The 17205-nt window shown below is 67.7% G+C and carries 17 protein-coding genes; 4 read left to right on the forward strand and 13 right to left on the reverse strand.

Annotation, left to right across the window (positions count from 1 at the left end; translation table 11 throughout):
* Positions 1-9: 9 nt before the first annotated feature.
* The 5 genes from ASD05_RS18685 to ASD05_RS18705 all read right to left on the reverse strand — a co-directional run bounded on the left by ASD05_RS18685 (position 10) and on the right by ASD05_RS18705 (position 5208).
* Complete coding sequence (locus ASD05_RS18685; protein ID WP_056595387.1) at positions 10-1050, reverse strand: ABC transporter ATP-binding protein; 1041 nt, start codon at positions 1048-1050, stop codon at positions 10-12.
* Positions 1051-1054: 4 nt separating this feature from the next.
* On the reverse strand, positions 1055-1954 hold the full coding sequence (locus ASD05_RS18690; protein ID WP_056595389.1) for an ABC transporter permease: 900 nt from the start codon (positions 1952-1954) through the stop codon (positions 1055-1057).
* 19 nt (positions 1955-1973) lie between these two features.
* The gene (locus ASD05_RS18695) at positions 1974-2927 is read right to left on the reverse strand and encodes an ABC transporter permease (protein ID WP_056595390.1); all 954 of its coding nucleotides are present in this window, start codon (positions 2925-2927) and stop codon (positions 1974-1976) included.
* Between the two features lie 23 nt (positions 2928-2950).
* Positions 2951-4612, reverse strand: a complete 1662-nt coding sequence (locus ASD05_RS18700; RefSeq protein WP_056595392.1) for an ABC transporter substrate-binding protein — start codon at positions 4610-4612, stop codon at positions 2951-2953.
* A 239-nt stretch (positions 4613-4851) separates the two neighbouring features.
* Complete coding sequence (locus tag ASD05_RS18705; protein ID WP_056595906.1) at positions 4852-5208, reverse strand: cupin domain-containing protein; 357 nt, start codon at positions 5206-5208, stop codon at positions 4852-4854.
* Positions 5209-5493: 285 nt separating this feature from the next.
* Here ASD05_RS18705 and ASD05_RS18710 point away from each other — a divergent pair, with 285 nt between their 5' ends.
* Positions 5494-5853, forward strand: a complete 360-nt coding sequence (locus ASD05_RS18710) for a hypothetical protein (protein ID WP_056595394.1) — start codon at positions 5494-5496, stop codon at positions 5851-5853.
* 312 nt (positions 5854-6165) lie between these two features.
* Here the strand turns inward: ASD05_RS18710 and ASD05_RS18715 are convergent, their stop codons facing one another.
* The 6 genes from ASD05_RS18715 to ASD05_RS18740 form a co-directional block, all read right to left on the reverse strand.
* Positions 6166-6912, reverse strand: coding sequence for a lysophospholipid acyltransferase family protein (locus ASD05_RS18715; RefSeq protein WP_007830981.1), 747 nt, complete (start codon positions 6910-6912; stop codon positions 6166-6168).
* 152 nt (positions 6913-7064) lie between these two features.
* Entirely contained in the window at positions 7065-8351 is a 1287-nt protein-coding gene (locus tag ASD05_RS18720) for a dihydroorotase (protein ID WP_056595396.1), read from the reverse strand.
* A gap of 139 nt (positions 8352-8490) precedes the next feature.
* Positions 8491-9453, reverse strand: coding sequence for an aspartate carbamoyltransferase catalytic subunit (locus ASD05_RS18725; protein ID WP_056595398.1), 963 nt, complete (start codon positions 9451-9453; stop codon positions 8491-8493).
* Positions 9453-9953 carry a bifunctional pyr operon transcriptional regulator/uracil phosphoribosyltransferase PyrR gene (pyrR, locus tag ASD05_RS18730; protein ID WP_082572149.1) on the reverse strand — a complete coding sequence of 167 codons (501 nt, stop codon included), beginning with the start codon at positions 9951-9953 and terminating at the stop codon, positions 9453-9455. Before pyrR ends, ASD05_RS18725 begins: the two co-directional genes overlap by 1 nt.
* Before the next feature lie 139 nt (positions 9954-10092).
* Complete coding sequence (gene ruvX, locus ASD05_RS18735; RefSeq protein WP_056595909.1) at positions 10093-10527, reverse strand: Holliday junction resolvase RuvX; 435 nt, start codon at positions 10525-10527, stop codon at positions 10093-10095.
* 118 nt (positions 10528-10645) lie between these two features.
* Complete coding sequence (locus tag ASD05_RS18740; protein ID WP_007838420.1) at positions 10646-11245, reverse strand: YqgE/AlgH family protein; 600 nt, start codon at positions 11243-11245, stop codon at positions 10646-10648.
* Here ASD05_RS18740 and ASD05_RS18745 point away from each other — a divergent pair, their 5' ends adjacent.
* Entirely contained in the window at positions 11246-12793 is a 1548-nt protein-coding gene (locus tag ASD05_RS18745; RefSeq protein WP_056595402.1) for a cryptochrome/photolyase family protein, read from the forward strand.
* Here the strand turns inward: ASD05_RS18745 and ASD05_RS18750 are convergent.
* Both ASD05_RS18750 and ASD05_RS18755 read right to left on the reverse strand, forming a co-directional pair.
* Positions 12744-13142, reverse strand: a complete 399-nt coding sequence (locus ASD05_RS18750; RefSeq protein ID WP_056595405.1) for a hypothetical protein — start codon at positions 13140-13142, stop codon at positions 12744-12746. The two genes, ASD05_RS18745 and ASD05_RS18750, sit on opposite strands and share 50 nt — an antisense overlap.
* On the reverse strand, positions 13139-14764 hold the full coding sequence (locus tag ASD05_RS18755) for a hypothetical protein (protein ID WP_056595408.1): 1626 nt from the start codon (positions 14762-14764) through the stop codon (positions 13139-13141). The genes ASD05_RS18750 and ASD05_RS18755 overlap by 4 nt, the downstream gene beginning before the upstream one ends.
* 232 nt (positions 14765-14996) lie before the next feature.
* Here ASD05_RS18755 and ASD05_RS18760 point away from each other — a divergent pair, with 232 nt between their 5' ends.
* Entirely contained in the window at positions 14997-16112 is a 1116-nt protein-coding gene (locus ASD05_RS18760; RefSeq protein WP_056595410.1) for a helix-turn-helix transcriptional regulator, read from the forward strand.
* The gene (locus ASD05_RS18765; protein ID WP_056595413.1) at positions 16109-17191 is read left to right on the forward strand and encodes a helix-turn-helix transcriptional regulator; all 1083 of its coding nucleotides are present in this window, start codon (positions 16109-16111) and stop codon (positions 17189-17191) included. The genes ASD05_RS18760 and ASD05_RS18765 overlap by 4 nt, the downstream gene beginning before the upstream one ends.
* The last annotated feature ends 14 nt before the right edge of the window (positions 17192-17205 follow it).

The raw sequence follows: 17205 nt of genomic DNA on the forward strand, positions 1-17205 counted from the left end.
TGTTGTCGCTCAAGCTGCTTCCCTCCGGGCTTCAGTGGCCATCGGATGCCCGCTGCCCGCTTCGTGGATCAGGCAGCTCACCGCGTGCCGCGAGCTGGTGACGATGCGCTCGGGAACGACCTTGCCGCACACCGGTGCGGCCAGCGCACAGCGCGGATGAAAACGGCAGCCCGAGGGCGGGTTGATGGGGTTCGGCGGATCGCCCGCGAGGGCGGCTTCTTCGGTGCGGTGGTCCGGGTCCATCGACGGCATGGACGAAAGCAGCGCACGCGTGTAGGGGTGAGCGGGTGCGTCGTACAGCGCATCGGCCGGGCCGATCTCGGCCACCTGGCCGAGGTACATCACCATGACGCGGTCGCTCACGTAGCGCACCACGTTGAGGTCGTGGCTGATGAACACGTAGGTCAGCCCGAACTCGGCCTTCAGGTCGAGCAGCAGGTTGATGACTTGCGCCTCCACCGATTTGTCGAGCGCGGAGACGGCCTCGTCGAGAATCACCATGCGCGGCTGCAATGCGAGGGCCCGCGCGATATTCACGCGCTGCCGCTGGCCACCCGAGAGTTCATGCGGGTAGCGCTCGGCAAAGCGTTGCGGCGACAGGCCCACGCGAGCGAGCAGGTCGCGCGCACGTTCCACCGATTCGCGCCGCGACACTCCGTGCACCTGCGGCCCGAAGGCGATCGAATCTTCGATGGTGAGGCGCGGGTTGAGCGAGGCGTAGCTGTCCTGAAACACCATCTGCACCTGGCGGCGGAATTCTTTCAGCGGCAGGTCCCGGCTGCCGACTTCGCGGCCGTCGAACACGACTTCGCCGCGCGTCGGCTCGATCAGCTGCATCAGCAGGCGGGCGGTGGTCGACTTGCCGCAGCCCGACTCGCCGACCACGCCGAGCGTTTCGCCCTTGAGCACCTCGAAGTCCACGCCGTCGACCGCGCGCACGACGCCACCGCCGCGGCCGAGCGGGTCTTTCTTGAGCGGGAAGTGCTTGACCAGGCCCTTGATGGTGAGAAGCGGTTGGGCGGGACCGCCGATATCCTTCAGTGCATCCATGGCTTCACCCCTTGTTGTCCATCGCCGAGCGAAGTCCGTCGGACAGGAGGTTGAAAGAGATCGAAGTGATGAAGATCATCGCGCCCGGCAACGCAGCGACCCATGGCTGCACGTAGATCGCCGTGCGCAGCGTGTTGAGCATCAGGCCCCATTCGGGTTCCGGCGGCTTCACGCCCAGGCCCAGGAACGACAGGCCCGAGGCCAGGATCATCGACACCGCGATCAGGCTGGTGGCGTAGACGAAGATCGGCCCGAGCACATTGCCCAGCACATGCACCCGCACGATGGTGAAGGGGCTGGCGCCCGAAGCGCGCGCCGCTTCCACGTAGTCGCGAGTGCGCACCTGCGTGGTGACGCTCTCGGCCACGCGCGCGATCTGCGGAATGAACACGATGGTCAGCGAGATCAACGAATTGACCACCCCCGCACCCAGCGTGCCCGACAGAGCGATGGCCAGCAGCACCGAGGGAAAGGCGTAGAACACGTCGATGGTGCGCATGATCAGCGTGTTGGTCAGCCCGCCCGCATATCCGGCGACGATGCCGATGACCGTGCCCAGCACGAAGGCGCACAGCACCGGCGTGATGCCGATGAACAGCGACAGCCGCGCGCCGACGATGAGGCGCGAGAGCATGTCGCGGCCCAGCTCGTCGCTGCCCAGCGGAAGGCCCTCGGTGCCTATGGGCTTGAGGCGCTTGAGCATCGACGACTGGTACGGGTCGGACGGCGCAAGCCATGGGCCGAAGACGGCGAGCGCGATCAGCAGCAACACGACGATGGCCGCGCCGACGGCGACCGGGTCGCGCCGCAGACGCAGCCACACCGAGACCCAGTAGCCGCGAGAGCGCTGGGCCGGCAAGGGTTCGACGGCAACGGCGGAAGAGATGGGAAGCACGGTGGACATTGCTTGGCGGCTTTCTTCTTCAGGCACGCGCGATGCGTGGATCGAGCAAGGTTTGCAGCACGTCGACCATCAGGTTCAGCAGCACGAAGAACAGTGCCAGCACAAGGATCGTTCCCTGCAGCAGCGGCAGGTCGCGCTGGAAGATGGCGGAGTTGAGCAGGAAGCCGGTGCCCGGCCACGAGAACACGGTCTCTATGAGGATCGAGCCGCCGAGCAGATAGCCCAGCTGCAGGCCCATCACCGCCAGCGCCGTGGGCGCCGCGTTCTTCACCATGTGGCGGAACACGCCGAGCTGCGTGAGCCCCTTGGCGCGCAGGCCCACGATGAACTCCTGGTCGAGGATGTCGGCCACCAGCGCGCGCACCGTGCGCGCGATGATGCCCATGGGAATCACCGACATCGTGAGCGCCGGCAGCAGCAGGAACTGCAGGTGCGCCCAGTCCCAAGCCCAGTCGTCCGAGCCGCTGGGTCCCGCGCCGGTGGCCGGCAGCCACATGAGCTGCGACGAGAACACGATCACCATCACCATGCCCAGCCAGTAGTGCGGCACGCTCACGCCCAGCACCGAGAACATCGAGGCCAGCCGGTCGACCCACGAGCCGCGGAAGTAGCCCGCCACGAAGCCGAAAAGGCAGCCCAGCACGAAGCCGATGAAGGTGGCCACCACCGCCAGCCGCAGCGTGTTTCCCACGGCGGTGAACACCTCGCCGGCCACCGCGCGATTGCTCGCGATGGACACGCCCAGGTCGCCGTGCACCGCGCGCCAGACCCACATGGCGAACTGCTCGGGCAGCGAGCGGTTGAAGCCGTAGAGCTCGCGCAGCTGCGCCTGCAGGTCCGCCGAGGCGTCGGGCGGCAGGATCGACACCAGCGGATCGCCGGGCGCGATGTGCACGAGCAGGAAGCACACGAGGGCCACGCCGATGATGATCGGCACGGCGTAGATCACGCGGCGCAGGAGGTAGGCGAACATGGGTGGCTGGCTGCGGGAGAGGGTCAGTCCATCGTCATGGTGGCGATGTCGATGAACCAGCTTTTCGGCTGCACCACGTTCTTGATCCTGGACGAGAGTGCGCGCGGCCCCACGTCGTGCGCGATCCACACGAACGGTGCGTCGTCCACGATGTGCGTGTGCAGCTTTGCGAGCGCGGCGTCGCGCACCTTGTCGTCGAAGCTGGTGCGCGCATCGGCCACCAGCTTGTCGACCTCGGGGCTGCCGTAGTAGCCCCAGTTGTTCGACACCGGTGGGAAGGCCTTGGTGCTCACGAAGCGCACCATCGCGAAGAACGGGTCCATCGCTGCGAAGCTGATGTTGACCGCATTGGCGCCATTGGCCGAGGGGTCCTTCGCGCCCTTGCGCCAGTTGGTGAAGAGCGTGTTCCATTCGATCACGTCGAACTGCACGTCGAAGTAGCACTGCTTGAGCGACTGCTGCGCGAACTCGTTCATCGGCAGCGGCTGCATCTGGCCCGAGCCCGAGGCCGATATCTGCACCTTCACCTTGATCGGTTTGGCCGCGGAGTAGCCGGCCTGCGTCATGAGGGCCTGCGCGGCCTTCACGTCGTAGCGGATGTCGAAGCTCGGCTTGCCGAACCACGGGTGGCCCGGCGGCACCGTGCCTTTGGGCTCGGCCATCATGCCGCCCAGCAGCTGCTTCATGCCGCCGCGGTCGATGCACAGGTTGGCGGCCTGGCGTACGCGCTTGTCGAGCCAGGGCGAGCCTTCGGCGAACGAAAGTTGCCATGGCCACACGTGCGGCTGCGCGTTCGAATAGATCTTGAAGCCGCGCTGCGTGATCTGCGCCATGGCGTCGGGCGCGGGCGCCTCGATCCAGTCGACCTGGCCGCCCAGCAGCGCAGCGGTGCGCGCATTGGCTTCGGGCATCGGCAGCATCACGACCTTGTCGATCTTCGGCAGGCGCTTGGCGTCCCAGTAGGTCTTGTTGGCGGCCAGCTCCAGCCGCTCGCGCGCCACGAAGCGCGTGACCTTGAACGGACCCGAGCCGGCGGGGTCGGCGGCGAAGGCGGTCCAGGCGGCCTTGGCCTTGTCTGCGGGCGTGGCGCCTGCGGCGGCATCGAACTTCTTCTGCCATTGCGCGGGCGAAGCCATGAACAGGTTCGTGAGGTTGATCGGCAGGAAGGCGTCGGGCTCGCTGGTGGTGAGCTCGACCGTCGTGTCGTCGATCTTGCGCGCCGACTTGAGCGTGGGCATGCGCGAAGCCGTCACGCCGACCTGGCTGGGGTCGAACTGCGGGGCGTCCTTGTCGAGCACCTTCTGCACGTTCCACACCACGGCGTCGGCGGTGAAGGTCGAACCGTCGTGGAACTTGACGCCGGGGCGCAGCTTGAAGACCCACTTGGTCTTGTCCTTGGCGTCTACCGCCCACGAGATGGCGAGGCCGGGAGTCAGCACGCTCGGTGCGTCGGCCTTCGACAGATCCCATTGCGTGAGCGAGTCGTAGATCGGAATGCCGGTGAAGCGGTTGCCCTCGAAGCCCTGGTCGGGCTGGCCCAGCGTGCGCGGAATGTCGGCTGCCGTCATGGCGATGCGCAGCGTCTTTTCCTGGGCCATCGCATGGGGGGCGGCCAGGGCCAGGGTCGCGATTGCCGCGCAGGCGGCCAGGGGCTTCAGGAACAGGGCAGGGGCAGCACGCTTCACATGGAACTCCGTTGGGTGGAATGGCGAAAGGACGAAAGAAACGCCCAAGCACGACATGTGCCAACAGGCGATCAGTCCCTGGATCCATGTCCACGACCGACGGGCGCGCGAGGTGCCGGGTCAGGCGGGTGGTGAGTGCGTGGCCGTGCGCCTACGCGCGGGCACACGTTGGTTCGCACTGGGCGGCGGTGGTATCGCGTCAAAGATTGCCGCAATCCACACGCTCGGCTCCCTCCCCCTCAAGCCATGACCCACACCTTGCGCACCGTTTCGATGGTGCGCCAGGTGCCGACGTAGCCGGGCTTCATGATGAAGCAGTCGCCGGCTCCATAAGTCACCGGGCTCTGGCCTTCCTCGGTAATCTCGACCAGGCCGGACAGGATCAGGCAGAACTCCCAGGTCTCACCCTTGATGGAGTGGTTCACACCGGGTGTCGACTCCCACACGCCAGCGCGCACCTTGCCGTCCTTGGCGCTGTCGACGTCCCAGTTGCGGCACACGATGTCGCCTTCGATGACGCGTTCGGCCGGCGGCCGGTATTCGCGCGGTTCACCGAGTTGGTCGAGGTTGAAGTTGACGAGCAGATTGTTTGACATGAAAGATCTGGTGAAGTTGAACACGGGATCCTTCATGCTAGGGTCGTGCGCTTCCGCGTGGGTGCCGAAGTCGGTACCGGATTCGGTGGCAAATGCGCGATCGGCGGCCCGCTGCAGCGCGATCTGCCTGCACGCAGCGGCTACGGACTGACGACCGCTGCATCGATCGCGACCAGGCTCGTCACATCTGGGAACGTTCTTCACAGCAGCGACGTGCGCGGTAGCGGGGGGCGGCGCGTTGGACACCCATGAGGGCTTATTTTTCCCGCCCTCCAGGAGTCCCCAATGACTTTTCGCAGAACTGTTCTCAAGCTGGCCGCTGCCGGCGTCGTCGCCGCAGGTACCTTGGGCATGGCCGCATCAGCCAATGCAGAAACAAGCTGGTCCATCGGCATCGGCGTGCCGGGCGCAGTCGTCAGCGAGCCGCCGCCGGTCTACTACGAGCCGGCGCCCGTCTATACGCCGCCGCCCACCTACTACCAAGCCCCGCCGCCGGTGCGCTACCAGCAGCCCGCGTACTCGGTTCCGCCTCCGGTCTACTACGAGCCCGACTCGCGCTGGGAAGAACGCCGCGCCGAGCGCCGTGAATGGCGTCGCCGGCAATGGGAGCGCGAACAGCGCCGCCGCTATTACGAAGAACGCTAACTGATCCGACCGGGGTGTTCGTCGTGTAGGCACCCGCCCACGCGCATGGTTTGCTTTCTCCCGCACCGGTGAGGCTGCGCCGCGGCCAATCTGCAGGCCTGCTTGTTTCAAGGAGACCTGATCATGAAAAGCATCATCCTCTGGCTGTGCGGCGTGCCCCTGATCGTGATCATTGGCCTGAAGATCTTCGGGATTCTTTGACGAAACAAGAAGAAAAGCGAAGCCGAAGAAGAAACGGATCGGTTCCTCCTCACGGCGCATCCGTGCGCCGTTAAGCGCCTCCCTCGCGGGGCGCTTTTTTTGTCTCTCTCGTCAGTGCGTCTCGCGGCGCAGCTGCTGCACGTCTTCATGCAGCGACTGAGCCCAGGCGCGGCGCTCGCGGCCGTGCGGATGCTGCGGTTCGCCGAAGCGCACGATGGCCAGCAGCGGCGGCGCGCGCAGCGTGTTCCACAGCGACGCGGCGAGGCTGTCGTCGTCGATGTAGCGCGGGGCCTGGCTGGTTTCGCCGGTGGCCGCATCGGCAAAACGCAGCGCGGCGGGCAGCACGGGTGCGCCCGACGAAATGGCCGCCTGCAGCAGGTTGGCATGGAACGGCAGCAGCCCGCGGCCGTCGCTGGTCGTGCCTTCTGGGAACACGCCGATCAGGTCGCCGTTGCACAGCGCCTCGGTCATGTGGTGCACCACGCGCAGCGCATCGCGGCGGCGTTCGCGCTCGATGTAAAGCGTGCCGGAACCGTTCGACAGCGTGCCGATCAGCGGCCAGTTCTTGACGTCCGACTTCGACACGAAGCGCACGTGGCGCGCCGCATGGATGCAGGTGATGTCGAGCCAGGAGAGGTGGTTGCAGATCAGCAGCACCGGCCCTTCGGGCGGCGGCGTGCCCTGCACCTTGAGCGTGATGCCCATGATCTCGAGCATGCGCTTGGACCAGGCCTGCACGCGTGCATTGCGCTCGGGCTGCGAGAGGCCGGGGAAGGTGAAGCGGATCGTCCACCAGCCGGCCAGCGCATGCGCAATCGCATGCAGGAGGCGCCAGCAGGCTTTCAGCGAATGAAACATCAGACGTGCGCCCTCTCAGCTACTTGCTTCAGTGTCGACGCATGGTCGCGGAACACCGCGGAACCGGCTCTGCCGGGCCGCTGGTGTTGCCCCTTGCAAGGGGGTTGGCGTAGCGACACGAAGTGCGCGAAGACTGGGGGTGAGCTTCATTTTTAGCCGTGGACGACGCGGCCTGCCACCAGCGTGTGGCGCGCGCGGCCCTGCATGGGGTAGCTGGCGAACGGCGTGTGCTTGCCCTGGCTCTTGAGCGCATCGGGCTGCACCTGCCATTCGAGCGCCGGGTCGAACACGCACAGGTCGGCCACGCCGCCTTCGACGAGGCGGCCGATGCCGGTGCCCGCGTCGGCGGCGGCCAGCAGGCGCGCCGGCGCCGAGGTGATGACCTCGATGGCGCGTGCCGTGCCCGCGCCGCTGCGCTCGCCCCACTGCAGCGCGAGCGGCAGCAACAGTTCGAGGCCCGTCGCGCCCGGTTCGCTCTCGGCGAAGGGCAGCGTCTTGGCGTCGGCCTCGACTGGCGTGTGGTCGGACACCAGCGCGTCGATGGTGCCGTCGGCCAGCGCAGCAGAGAGCGCATCGCGGTCACCCTGCTGGCGCAGCGGCGGGTTCAGGCGCGCGCGGCTGTCGAAGTAACCGATGTCGGTGTCGGCCAGGTGCAGCGAGTTGATGCTGACGTCGCAGGTGAGCGGCAGGCCCTGTGCCTTGGCTTCGCGCACCAGCGCCACGCCGCGCGCACTGGAGATGCGGCACAGGTGCACGCGCGCGCCGGTGGCCTTCATGAGCTCGACGATGGTGAAGATGGCGATGGTCTCGGCCGACACGGGCACGCCCGCGAGGCCCAGGCGCGTGGCCAACGGGCCGCTGGCCGCGACACCCTTGCCGAGATCGCGGTCCTGCGGGCGCAGCCACACGGTGTAGCCGAAGGTGCTGGCGTACGACAGCGCGCGCTGCAGCACCTGCGTGTCGGCCAGCGGCACGTCGGCCTGGCTGAAGCCGATGCAGCCGGCTTCGGTGAGTTCGGCCATCTCGGTCAGCACGCCACCGGCCAGGCCGCGCGTGAGCGCACCGAGCGGGAACAGGCGCGCGCGCTGCAGCTTCTCGGCGCGGAACTTGAGCATCTCGACCAGGCCGGGCTCGTCGAGCACCGGGTCGGTGTCGGGCGGGCACACGAGGCTGGTGACGCCGCCGGCGATGGCCGCGGCCATTTCGCTTTCGAGCATGCCCTCGTGTTCGTAGCCGGGCTCGCGCAGTCGCGCGGCAAGGTCGACGAGGCCGGGCGCGACGATGCAGCCCGTGGCGTCGATGGTGCGCTCGGCCTTGAAGCCGGCCGGAATGCTGCTGCCGATGCCGGCGATCTTGCCGTCGGCGATGGCGATGTCGGCCTTCTTGTCGGTGCCCGATGCGGGATCGATGACGCGGCCGTTGGTGATGTGGATGTTCATGCGTCTGTACTTCCGGTGACAGTCATGGCCTTTTCGGGAAACACCGTGGAACCGGCTTCGCCGGGCCACCGGTGTTGCCCCCGGTAGGGGGTTGGCGAAGCGACACGAAGTGCGCGAAGACTGGGGGCGAGCAACATGTCTATGCTTCGTTACCTGCGACGATGCTCATTACCGCCATACGAACGGCGATGCCGAAGGTGACCTGCGGCAGGATCACGCTCTGCTTGCCGTCGACCACGGCGGAGTCGATCTCCACGCCGCGGTTGATCGGGCCCGGGTGCATCACGATGGCGTCGGGCTTGGCCAGCTGCAGCTTTTCCTGCGTGAGGCCGAAGGTCTTGAAGAACTCCTGCGACGAGGGCAGCAGCGCGCCGCTCATGCGCTCGTTCTGCAGGCGCAACATGATGACGACGTCGCAGTCCTTGATGCCTTCCTCGAGCGTGTGGCACACGCGCACGCCCATGCCGGCCATGTCGCCGGGCACCAGCGTTTTGGGGCCGACCACGCGCACTTCGGCGCAGCCGAGCGTGGTGAGCGCATGGATGTCGGAGCGCGCCACGCGCGAGTGCAGCACGTCGCCGACGATCGCGACCGTGAGGTTCGCAAAGTCCTTCTTGTAGTGGCGGATCGTGTACATGTCGAGCAGCCCCTGCGTCGGGTGCGCATGGCGGCCGTCGCCGGCATTCACCACGTGCACATGCGGCGCGACGTGCTGCGCGATCAGGTACGGCGCGCCCGACTCGCTGTGGCGCACCACGAACAGGTCGGCGGCCATGGCGCTCAGGTTGGCGATGGTGTCGAGCAGCGACTCGCCCTTGGTGGCCGAGGAGCGCGCGATGTCGAGGTTGATGACGTCGGCCGACAGGCGCTTGGCTGCGATCTCGAAGGTGGTGCGGGTGCGCGTGCTGTTCTCGAAGAAGAGGTTGAACACGCTCTTGCCGCGCAGCAGCGGCACCTTCTTCACCTCGCGGTCGCTCACGCTCGTGAAGTTGGCGGCCGTGTCGAGGATGTGCGTGACGATGTCCTTGGGCAGGCCCTCGATCGACAGCAGGTGGATCAGCTCACCGTTCTTGTTGAGCTGCGGGTTTCGCTTGTAGAGCATCAGCGGTTTTCCTCCACCTTGAGGCTGAAGGCGCCATCTTCGGCGCGTGCAAGGGCGAGCAGTTGCGTGTTGGGCAGCGTGAGCGTCGTCGCGGCGAAGTCGGCCGCCACCGGCAGCTCGCGCCCGCCGCGGTCGACCAGCACCGCGAGCCGCACGCTGGCCGGGCGACCGAAGTCGAACAGCTCGTTGAGCACCGCGCGGATGGTGCGGCCGGTGTAGAGCACGTCGTCGAGCAGCAGCACGTCGGCGCCGTTCACGTCGAAGGGCAGCGCGGTCTGCGCACTGGCCGAGAGCCCGCGGCGCGCGAAGTCGTCGCGGTGCATGGCCGACGAGATGATGCCGGGCGCGCCGGACAGGCCCAGGTCCTTCTGCAGCCGCTCGACCAGCCAGGCGCCGCCGGAAGTGACGCCCACCAGCTTCGTTTCGGGGCGCATCAGCGGCTTCACGCCGGCCAGCAGATCGAGATACAACGCCTCGGCGTCAGGAACGACAGGACTCACGATGATTGCTCCACGGCAAGGCAAGGGGAACGGAAAGTTCGGGGAACACCGTGGAACCGGCTTTGCCGGGCCACCGGTGTTGCCCCCGGCGAGGGGGTTGGCGAAGCGACACGAAGTGCGCGAAGCCTGGGGGAGAGCTTCATTCCGGGAGACTCCTCAAGAATTGCTCCAGGATGATGCAGGCGGAGGCGGCATCGGCATCGCGCGCACCGGAGGCCAGCGCCTCGGTGGTGCTGTAGCGCTCGTCGACCTCGAACACCTGCAGATTGAAACGCCCGCGCAGCTGGCGTGCGAACTTCTGCGCGCGGCGGGTGTTCTCGTGCGGGGCGCCGTCGGGGTGGTACGGCACGCCGACCACCAGCGCGTCGGGCTGCCATTCCTTGATGCGCGCCTCGACCTGCGCGAAGCGCGCGTCGGCGCCCTCGGCCTTGATGGTGGCCTGCGGGCTGGCGGTGCGCAGCAGCCGGTTGCCGCTGGCCACGCCGGTGCGCTTGGCGCCGAAGTCGAAGCCCAGGAAGCTCTGGAAATTGGCGGGGACAACGGCAGGTGCTGGGGGCCGAGCGCTGTCAGACATCGCCGGTCCGCTCACAGGGGGCCGCCGCGCACGGCCGCCCGAAGCGGCCGGCCCGCCCCCGGTAGGGGGTTGGCGAAGCGACACGAAGTGCGCGCAGCCTGGGGGCGAGCCAGGTTCATCATGCGTGACCCGCGTCCGGGGAAAGCTTCCAGGCCTCCAGACCGAGCAGCAGCAAGGCCTTGTCGTAGCGCTGCTCCACGGGCGTGTCGAAGATCACGGCCGGGTCGGCACCCACGGTGAGCCAGCTGTTTTCGGCCAGTTCCGACTCAAGCTGGCCCTCGCCCCAGGCCGAATAGCCCAGCGAGACCAGCACCTTGCGCGGACCGGCGCCGGTGGCCAGGGCCTCCAGCACGTCCTTGGAGGTGGTCATCTCGAGCCCGCCGGGAATGGTCATGGTCGAGGCGTAGACCGATTCCTCGGGCTTCTCGGCCTGCGTGAAGACCGGCTCGTGCAGCACGAAGCCGCGTTCGGTCTGCACCGGGCCGCCCTGGAAGACGGGGGCCTCGCCCAGTTCGGGGCGGGCCAGGTGGAGCTCGATTTTCTCGAACAGCACCTTGAGGTTGATGTCGCTGGGTTTGTTGATCACAAGGCCGAGCGCTCCGCGCTCGCTGTGTTCGCAGAGGTACACGACGCTGCGGTTGAAAGTTTTGTCTTCCATCCCGGGCATCGCTATCAGAAAGTGATGCGTGAGGTTCATCGGGGCAGAATCGGCGGCCATATGCCCCCGATTTTACTGGCCGTCGACAAGACCTATCCCAAAGGGCTCATGTGGTTCCGCCGCGACCTCCGGGTGGACGACAACGCGGCCCTGTATCGGGCGCTGCGGGCCTGCCGCCAGGTGGTCTGCGCCTTCGTGTTCGACAAGGCCATTCTCGACGCGCTGCCCTCGGTCGACCGCCGGGTGGAATTCATCCGGGAATCGCTGGTGGAGCTCGAAGCCGAGCTGCGCGCACTGGGCGGCGGGCTGGTCGTGCGGCATGCCGCGGCGGTGCAGGAGATTCCGGCGCTGGCCCGCGAGCTCGGCGTGCAGGCGGTGTTCGCCAACCGCGACGACGAGCCCGACGCGCTGGAGCGCGACGCCAGGGTATTCGGGGCGCTGGCCAACGCGGGCGTGGCCTTCCACACCTACAAGGACTCGACCGTCTTCGACCGCGACGAGGTCCTGACCCAGACCGGCCAGCCCTACACGGTGTTCACGCCCTACAAGCGGGCCTGGCTGGCGAAGGTCGATTCGTTCTTCCTGAAGCCGTACCCGGCGCGCAGCCACGCCGACGCGCTGGCGCCCTCGCCTCAGGCCTACGGAGAGCCAGTGCCCGCGCTGCGGGAGATTGGCTTCAAGAAAAGCAACCTCTCGGCGCTGGAGATTCCCACCGGCACGCGCGGCGCGGGCCTGCTGTTCGAGGACTTCTTCGAGCGTATCGACCGCTACGCCGAGGCGCGCAACTTCCCGGCGGTGCGCGGGCCCAGCTACATGGGCGTGCACCTGCGCTTCGGCACGGTGTCGATCCGGCAGCTGGCGAGCCTGGCGCACCAGCTCTCGCTGCAGGGCAATGCCGGGGCGGCGGTCTGGCTGAGCGAGCTGATCTGGCGCGAGTTCTACTTCCAGGTCCTGGCGCACTTTCCGCACGTGCACACGGGCGGCGAGTCGAAGAGCTTCCGGCCCGAGTACGACCGGATCCAGTGGCACCACGGCAAGCACGCCGACCAGCTGTTCGACGCCTGGTGCGAGGGCCGCACCGGCTATCCGCTGGTGGACGCCGCCATGTTGCAAATCAACCAGAGCGGTTACATGCACAACCGCCTGCGCATGGTGGTGGCCAGCTTCCTGTGCAAGGACCTGGGGCTGGACTGGCGGCGCGGCGAGGCCTACTTCGCGCTGCACCTGAACGACTTCGAGCTGGCCTCGAACAACGGCGGCTGGCAGTGGGCCAGCTCCAGCGGCTGCGATGCGCAACCCTACTTTCGCATCTTCAACCCGGTGACGCAGAGCGAGCGCTTCGACCCCGAAGGCAAGTTCATCCGGCGCTACCTGCCGCAGCTCGCGGGGCTGTCGAATGCGGCGATCCATGCGCCGTGGCTGGCATCGCCGGTGGAGCTGGAGGCGGCGGGCATCGCGCTCGGCGAAACCTACCCCAAGCCGGTGGTGGATCACGCCGAGGCGCGCGAGAAGACGCTGCAGCGCTACGCGGCGGCGCGCGGCACGGACCAGCCGCCGCTCAGCGGCGCGTCAGCACGATCTCCACGCCGGCGTCGGAACGGCCCTTGAGCGTGGTCGCATCGATGCGCTGGAAGGTGATGACGTTGTCGCGGCACCCGGTGAGCGCCTTGCTGCCCTGGAAGTGCAGCTCGTAGTCGCCGCTGTCCAGGCGCCGCCACTGCATCGGCGTCGGGATGCCGATGCAAGCGTCACCAGTGCTCTGCAGGATGGTCCGCCAGGTTCCGCCCGTGGCCTGCAGCTGCAGGTCCGCATCGAACTGGCGGCCGCTCTTGATCGTGAGGCGCGCCTTCCAATCGCCCTCCAGGCCTTCGCCCGCCTGCGCGGCGGCAGGTCCGGTGGCCATTGCGGTCGCCAGCGCGCCGGCGCAGGCTGCGGCACGCCACAAGCTGCGCGTCATGCGGCGCTCCCGATGCCCAGCTGGGGCTTCATCGCCTCCCACGCCACGCCATTGAGGCGGCGGGCGGTGTTGACGTTGTATCGGGCGTCGGACTTGGTTCCGCGCACCACGTAGACCGCGCCGTCGTACTCGCCGAAGGTGCGCAGCGACCCCACGGCGGTCGGCGGATGGCCGCCGTTGAAGACCAGCACGCGCACACCGCCCTCGGTGCGGACCTCCACCGTGCCGGTCTCGGTGGCCGCGCAGGTGTCGTAGGTGCTGGTGGCCGGATGGAAGTTGCAGGCGTAGTACTGCACCGTGCCGGCACCGGTGAACGCCACGCGCAGGATGCGCGTCTGCTGTTCGTCCAGCACCCCCATGCTGGTGGTGCCCGTGCCGGCGGGCAGGCTGACGCCGCCGGCCGGGAAGGCCGCCATCAACGCCTCCAGCGAGGTGAAGCCGGTCTTCTCGTTGGGGTTGGCGAGATTGATCGAAAGGGGTTGCGTCAGGTCCACCCCGCGGCGGTGGCGCAACTGCGATCCAGCCGGGAAGGTGGCGTCAGGGTTGGCGAAAGCCACCGACGGAACGACGCCGAAGATGCTGTTGCCGTCGGCCGCCTGCATCTCGGCCACCACCTCTGCCATCTTGCGGCCGGAGATGTCGGTGACTGCGGTGTGGCCGAAGGTGCGCGTGGTGCCCGCGCAATAGTCGCTGCGGCTCGGCGTGCCGAGGGTGGTGGTGAAGGCTACGTTCTCGTCGCAGCGCACCCAGCCGTTGGCGCCCAGCTGCAGGGAGCCGTAGAGCGTGTCGTGGGTGGTCGGCGCGCCGTTGGTCAAACCTGCGCGCCGGTCGGTGAGCTTCACTTTGCCGGTGGCCGGATCGGGCACCCCGTCGGTCGGATAGGTCCGCGCGATGTAGTGGTCGGCGCGCGCGAAATCCAGCCGCGCCAGTTGGTCCGAGGCCACCGGCGTGACGGTGGCCGGATCGACCACGCGCAACGCAACGCCGCTGTGCAGCGCATCGGCCGTAACCAGCGCGGCGGTGAAGGCGTTGTCTTCGAAGCGGGCCGAGTCGGTCACGGTCACGCCCCGGTAGTCGTAAAGCTGGGCGGCTTCCGGCAGCCCCAGCTGCTGCAGCACCAGCGCCTCGGCCCGCTCGAGCGGCAGGCCCGCCGCCACACCGGCCTGCAGCAGCGAAGTCAGCGGATTGACCTGCGCGCGGTGTCCGGCAGGCGCGCTCATGGTGAAGGCCTTGGAGAAAGCCGGCAGCGAGGGATTGCTGCCGTCCACCTGCGCCAGCAGCGGCGCGGCGGCGAGCTCGGCCGCCTCGGCTTCGTCGGCCGGCGTGTAGCCGATGCCGTAGGCACCATCGTCGCCGGTCTTGGCCGCCGCAGGCTCGCCGTCGTCGCAGGTTCCGTTGCGGTTGCGATCCACGCAGACCAGCGCCCCGCTGACCGGGCCTTGCACCATCACCTTGCCGGACATGGCGACCGGCGATGGCGACGATGGCGGGTTGGCGCCGCCGGGGCCGAACGGCGGCAAGCCCCCGCCGCCGCCGCCGCCTCCGCCGCCGCAGGCGGACAACGCCAGCAGAAGGCCTGCGCAGGCCGAAGGAACGGCCGCTCTGGTGAATCGAATGGACATGGTCTTTTTCCTCCAGGTTGTGTCGAGTGCCAAGGTCCGACCGAAAAGCGAACCTTTGTTCTCTGCAGTGTGGGAGGACGTTCTGCACGGCGCATCGTGCAAATGCACGATGCACGGCGACCTGCAAAGCCGTAGTAGGTAACCCTCGCGTTGACACCCGGCTGAGGGGGCGCGCATCATGCAAACAAAAGATAACTAAAAGATCACGCTCGTTTCCGCCAGGGGGAATCGCATGAATCGGAATCTCGCGCTGCAGCGCACGCTCGATGCGATCGCGCATCTGAGTGACCGGGAGCCACCGTGGACCGCTCTGTTGCAGGGCATGCAGCAGCTGATCGGCGGTGACAGCGCCACGCTGATCCTGTTCGATGGCGGCGGTGAGCTGCTGGATTTCCAGCAGCACGACGTCTCCCCGGCCACCGAACGCGCGTACACCGAGCACTACTTCGCCTACGACATCGCGGCATCGCTGACTGCTGGCGCAGCGCCGGGAACCTGGTTCGACACGCAGGAGCTGTTCTCCCCCTCCCTGCTGTCGAAGGAAGCCTTCTACGTCGACTTCATGTCCCAGCACCGGATGCGGCAGCTGCTGACCTTCATCATCGAAGACAACTCCCAGCGGCGCTGCGGCTTGACTGTCCAGCGCAACATGCCGGCCGGCCACGCGCGGCGGGCGCTGGAAAGCACCACCGTGCGTCGGGCCACCAGTGCGCTGCGGCAGGGGATCGCACAACGCGATGCGATGTCGCGCCAGTGGTTCGACACCGCCGAGTCGGCATTCGATGGTTTCAGCGAAGCCATCTGCCTGGCCACATCGCTGGGCACGGTGCTGCGCGCCTCGGGCCGAGCCCTGGAGCTCTTTGGCCGGGGGCACTCGCTGCGCCTGCGCGGTGGCAGGCTCTGGCATCCGCGCGCCGAGGTACAGCGCGCCTTGCGCTCGGCGCTCGCGCAAGCGCCACAGGCCCGTCAGCCGGTCCGCCTTTCCATCCCCGACGACAAGGGCCGCCTTTGCCGCCTGGAACTCGTGCCCGCCGTGCCCCAGCTCAGCCTGGGCAAGGAGTCGCTGGTCTTCATCCGCATGCACCACGACGGCATGCACTTGCTGCCAGCCGTCGACAGCCTCTGCAGCGCCTTCGGCATCACCCCCGCCGAGGCACGCGTGCTGAAGGCGCTCATGGCGGGCCAGTCGCCCAAGCAGCATGCCGGCTCGCAAGGCGTTTCGGTACACACGGTGCGCAGCCAGGTCACTTCGCTGATGGCCAAGATGGAGTGCACACGGCAGGTCGACCTCGTGCGCAAGGGCCTGTTCGCACCATCGCCGCTGCTGGATACCGGGAGGACCGAGTGAGCCGGGACGTCGCGCTGCGCCGCGCGCTCAATGCGATCGCGCACCTGGACGATCCTCATCCGCCATGGACCGATCTGCTGCAAGGCGTGCAGCAGGTGGTAGGCGGCGACAGCGCCACCTTCATCCTGCTGGAGAACGGCAACGAACTGCTGAGCTTTCAGCAGGTCAACGTCTCGGCCGCCGCCCAGCGCGAATATGCGCAGCATTTCTGCGCACACGACATCCTGATTCCTCCGACCCTCGGCGCACCGCCGGGAAGCTGGTTCGACACGCACGAGCTGTTCTCGTCGACTTTTCTCTCGCGCAATGCCTACTACGCCGACTTCATGTGCCGCCACGACGCGCGCCAGATGCTGGCCTGCATCGTCGACCAGGGTCCCCAGCGCCGCGGCGGCCTGACGGTGCAACGCAACACGGCCGCCTCCGCGCGCCAACTGCTGGACAGCACGCGGATCCGACGCGTCACCCACGCGCTGTGGCAAGGATTGGTGCGGCGCGACGTGCGGGCCCGGCAGTGGCTCGGCGACGCCGAATCTGCATTCGCTGCCTTCGGCGAAGCGATCTTTCTTGCGACACCCATGGGCACGGTGCTGCGCGCTTCGGCCGGCGCGCAGGAGTTCTTCGGCACAAACCGCTCGCTGCGTCTGCGCGGCCAACGGCTTTGGCATCCGTCGGCGCAGGCACAGCAGGCGTTGGCAGCCGGCCTTGCACAGGCCGCGCAATCGCCTCAGTTGATCTGCCTCTCCATTCCCGGTGGACCGGCTGGCCGGGAACACCTGGAGTTGGCACGCGCCGCGCCGCAGCTGAGCCTGGGCGAAGAGGTACTGGTGCTGGCACGCATCCGCTTCGGCCGTTCGCAGGAAGCACCCTCGATGAACAGCCTCTGCAGCACCTTTGGCATCACGCCCGCCGAGGCACGCGTGCTGGCCGCACTCGTGGCAGGCCAGTCACCCAAGCAGCATGCCAGCGCACAGGGCGTGTCGGTGCACACGGTGCGCAGCCAGGTCACTTCGCTGATGGCGAAGATGGACTGCACGCGGCAGGTCGACCTGGTGCGCAGGGCGCTGCTCGCGCCCTAGGCTTCGGAAGACCG

The organism is Variovorax sp. Root434, assembly GCF_001426595.1.
Taxonomy (GTDB): domain Bacteria; phylum Pseudomonadota; class Gammaproteobacteria; order Burkholderiales; family Burkholderiaceae_C; genus Variovorax.

Bases quoted from the DNA above. Each gene is read 5' to 3' on its own strand.
- ASD05_RS18685 (WP_056595387.1), bottom strand. From the start codon at position 1,050: ATGGATGCACTGAAGGATATCGGCGGTCCCGCCCAACCGCTTCTCACC.
- ASD05_RS18750 (WP_056595405.1), bottom strand. From the start codon at position 13,142: ATGACGCGCAGCTTGTGGCGTGCCGCAGCCTGCGCCGGCGCGCTGGCG.
- ASD05_RS18720 (WP_056595396.1), bottom strand. From the start codon at position 8,351: ATGAACATCCACATCACCAACGGCCGCGTCATCGATCCCGCATCGGGC.
- ASD05_RS18745 (WP_056595402.1), top strand. From the start codon at position 11,246: ATGCCCCCGATTTTACTGGCCGTCGACAAGACCTATCCCAAAGGGCTC.
- ASD05_RS18695 (WP_056595390.1), bottom strand. From the start codon at position 2,927: ATGTTCGCCTACCTCCTGCGCCGCGTGATCTACGCCGTGCCGATCATC.
- ASD05_RS18715 (WP_007830981.1), bottom strand. From the start codon at position 6,912: ATGTTTCATTCGCTGAAAGCCTGCTGGCGCCTCCTGCATGCGATTGCG.
- ruvX (WP_056595909.1), bottom strand. From the start codon at position 10,527: ATGTCTGACAGCGCTCGGCCCCCAGCACCTGCCGTTGTCCCCGCCAAT.
- ASD05_RS18760 (WP_056595410.1), top strand. From the start codon at position 14,997: ATGAATCGGAATCTCGCGCTGCAGCGCACGCTCGATGCGATCGCGCAT.
- ASD05_RS18725 (WP_056595398.1), bottom strand. From the start codon at position 9,453: ATGCTCTACAAGCGAAACCCGCAGCTCAACAAGAACGGTGAGCTGATC.
- ASD05_RS18705 (WP_056595906.1), bottom strand. From the start codon at position 5,208: ATGTCAAACAATCTGCTCGTCAACTTCAACCTCGACCAACTCGGTGAA.
- ASD05_RS18755 (WP_056595408.1), bottom strand. From the start codon at position 14,764: ATGTCCATTCGATTCACCAGAGCGGCCGTTCCTTCGGCCTGCGCAGGC.
- ASD05_RS18710 (WP_056595394.1), top strand. From the start codon at position 5,494: ATGACTTTTCGCAGAACTGTTCTCAAGCTGGCCGCTGCCGGCGTCGTC.
- ASD05_RS18690 (WP_056595389.1), bottom strand. From the start codon at position 1,954: ATGTCCACCGTGCTTCCCATCTCTTCCGCCGTTGCCGTCGAACCCTTG.
- ASD05_RS18740 (WP_007838420.1), bottom strand. From the start codon at position 11,245: ATGGCCGCCGATTCTGCCCCGATGAACCTCACGCATCACTTTCTGATA.